This window comes from Bradyrhizobium sp. th-b2 (genome assembly GCF_000426785.1).
Taxonomy (GTDB): Bacteria; Pseudomonadota; Alphaproteobacteria; order Rhizobiales; family Xanthobacteraceae; genus Bradyrhizobium; species Bradyrhizobium septentrionale.
In genome coordinates, this window is sequence record NZ_AUGA01000208.1 from 1 (window position 1) to 2,330 (window position 2,330).

The following is a 2,330-nucleotide window of genomic DNA, read 5'->3' on the forward strand; positions in this document are numbered from 1 at the left end:
GAAGCTTGCGCGTGAAGAACCGGATGCGGGTAATCCGCTCGTCCGGGTCTGTGAGGGGCGGGGATGGCAACACCCCCGCCTACTCGGCAGAAGGCAAGCGTACCGGACAGGGCGTCCGCACGCGTCTCTCGGGTCATGGTCTTGTAGGCCTCATAACCATCGCAATGGATGATGCCCCGGTATCCTTCAAGCAGCCTCAAGCCATGAACGGCCCCACGGCCTGGTGCATAGGCGTAAACCACGCCAGGTGGGTCAGATCCGGCCCAAGGCCTGTCATCGCGCGAGAGCGCCCAGAAGTAGCCGGTTTTGGTCCTGCCGCGCCCCGGATCCAATACCGGCGCCGGGGTCTCATCGACACAAAGCTTCGAAGAGGCGAGCAAAATCTCGCGCAAACCATGCCAAAAGGGTTCCAGCTCCTGGGCGGCGTAGCCGACCCAGAAGGCGAGCGTGTAACGGTCGATGGCGATGCCGTGCGTCGCCAACATCTGCCTGGCGATAAAGCGGCAAATGCCAATGATACTTGGCATCGATCACATGCGCGACCAGCCGCTCCGTGGGCAGTCCCCCTTGATCAATCGTTCGGGCGCAGCATGTTGGAGGACGACGCCATGACAAGCGCGGCAGGCCAGTTTGGGCCGGCGAGTGACAATTACGCGATACTGCGCCGGTACGACGCCGAGCCTCTGGCTCTCATCGCTCCCAATTTCAAAAAGGACGCCTGCGCAGCACGGGCAGCAGGTTGCAGCGGGCATCAGGGTCTCGACGATGCGTGGCAAATGCTCCGGCAGCTTGCCACGATTGGCCCCGCGCTTGGAAGTTCTCTTCTCGCAGGTTCTTGGATTGGCGTGATTCTCGGTTGCTTCGAGAGCCGCGACGGCCTCTTCGATGTCCTCCAAACCAAGCTGAAGCTGAGCAGCGTCCAGCTTTTCCGACGATCGACCGAACTTCGCATCTTTTGCAAGCTTGAGCAGCCGCTCGAGCCTGGCGCAGCGATCCAGTAGAGCCGCGGCAAAGACACGCAACTCGGCTGGATCGCTCGGCAGCACATCAGGTAAATCACTCATTGGCCCGAGTCTGCCATGCTTCGCGCCACGATGCAGCGAAGACTTTATGTCCTACGCAAAGCGCTTTCGGCTGAGAGATTCGAGGCGCGTGCATGCGCGTCCAATCCATGCCGGCCAGAAGCGCGGCATTCACCCGCATGACGCCGGCCACGATGGGAGGACATTTGAAGCCGCCGCCATCCAGCCGTTTCCAGTACATCACAAGGCCGCTGCCATCTCAGACGACAATCTTCACCCGATCGGCGCGCATCGCACGGAAGACTACCACCACACCCTTCATCGCGTCTCGGGTTGAAGCTTCCACGGGGTAAGATGAGGGCCGCCGGCTAAGTTGGGCACCTAATCCCGGACGATCTAATCCAATCTGCCATGTGGGCAGTCACTTGATGCTCCCGCGCTTTGCGCAATATCGCATCGCGCTTTGGGCATGCCGGCATCTGGTCAGCGCAGTTCCTTAAGCGCGCCGCCTCTTCCAACAGACGGTCAGTAAGGGCTTTGCTTGCTTGAAAAGCATTCGGTGTTTGATCATGCGCTTTATCTCTGCCGAGAGAAACCTATGATGGGTCGCTGGCAATACCATCGCGGCCGCCCGCGCCAGTTCTGACTTTGACGATTTGGTGTCCCGCGACATCGGGGCCAAGCAACCAAGCCCAGCAACGAGCGTGCCAAACGACCGCACGCGGCCCGAAAGGCTCTGGTCAGCGGTGCCTTGAGAATTGGGGCGGCTCGATCCTAGCCGGTATCAGGACTCCACGTCCGTGAGATCAGCGGATCATTCCGATCATCATATATGGTCACAAGCTCGCCAGCTCCTACGCCGAGGCCCTTCAAGTCAGCTTCGCGTAGTTCGGAATTCGAGATCGCTGCTTCGCCCGCGCTGGCCGCCAACGAAGCCTTTACGGCTTCTGTCGCATCGGCCATTGCGACCGCATAGGTTACATATCGAAGCTTGCCGTCGGCTTTGGGAACGCCGATTGAAACCATCCATCCTGCTGCCATCTCACTCGTCCGATATTCAAGACAGGCGGTTACTCTACGCATCCACGCCTAGTAGCCACCTCCCAATAATGGGAGGATTGCAAATCCGTGGCGGCCAAGTCCGTAGGATCACGGGACCCTCTTCCATGCGTAGCGCGAGCTGCGCTAGGCTACGACTTGGAGGAAAGCCGCCGTGGCGAGCAAGTTTGAGCGGATCGACACTGTCGCGCGGCCGGCCATCCTGCCACGCCTCCGCCGTGTGCAGGCGTGGCGCAGAGCGCGGCTCCA

Annotated in this window: 2 protein-coding genes and 1 pseudogene; 1 reads left to right on the forward strand and 2 read right to left on the reverse strand. The window is 60.5% G+C overall.

Features of this window, described 5'->3' with window-relative positions; translation table 11 throughout:
- Window positions 1-86 precede the first annotated feature (86 nt).
- Window positions 87-1,064: pseudogene (locus K359_RS56565) on the reverse strand (IS66 family transposase); the annotation flags it as partial.
- 46 nt (window positions 1,065-1,110) lie between these two features.
- Between K359_RS56565 and K359_RS62870 the strand changes: the two are divergent.
- Window positions 1,111-1,359 (forward strand): hypothetical protein, encoded by a 249-nt coding sequence (locus K359_RS62870; RefSeq protein WP_156929139.1) that lies wholly within the window; start codon window positions 1,111-1,113, stop codon window positions 1,357-1,359.
- Between the two features lie 437 nt (window positions 1,360-1,796).
- On the opposite strand, the gene K359_RS62875 is transcribed toward K359_RS62870, so the two are convergent.
- Complete coding sequence (locus K359_RS62875) at window positions 1,797-2,063, reverse strand: hypothetical protein (RefSeq protein ID WP_156929140.1); 267 nt, start codon at window positions 2,061-2,063, stop codon at window positions 1,797-1,799.
- Window positions 2,064-2,330 lie beyond the last annotated feature (267 nt).

Coding starts and splice junctions, on each gene's coding strand:
- K359_RS62870 (WP_156929139.1), top strand. CDS start 1,111: ATGTCCTACGCAAAGCGCTTTCGGCTGAGAGATTCGAGGCGCGTGCAT.
- K359_RS62875 (WP_156929140.1), bottom strand. CDS start 2,063: ATGGCAGCAGGATGGATGGTTTCAATCGGCGTTCCCAAAGCCGACGGC.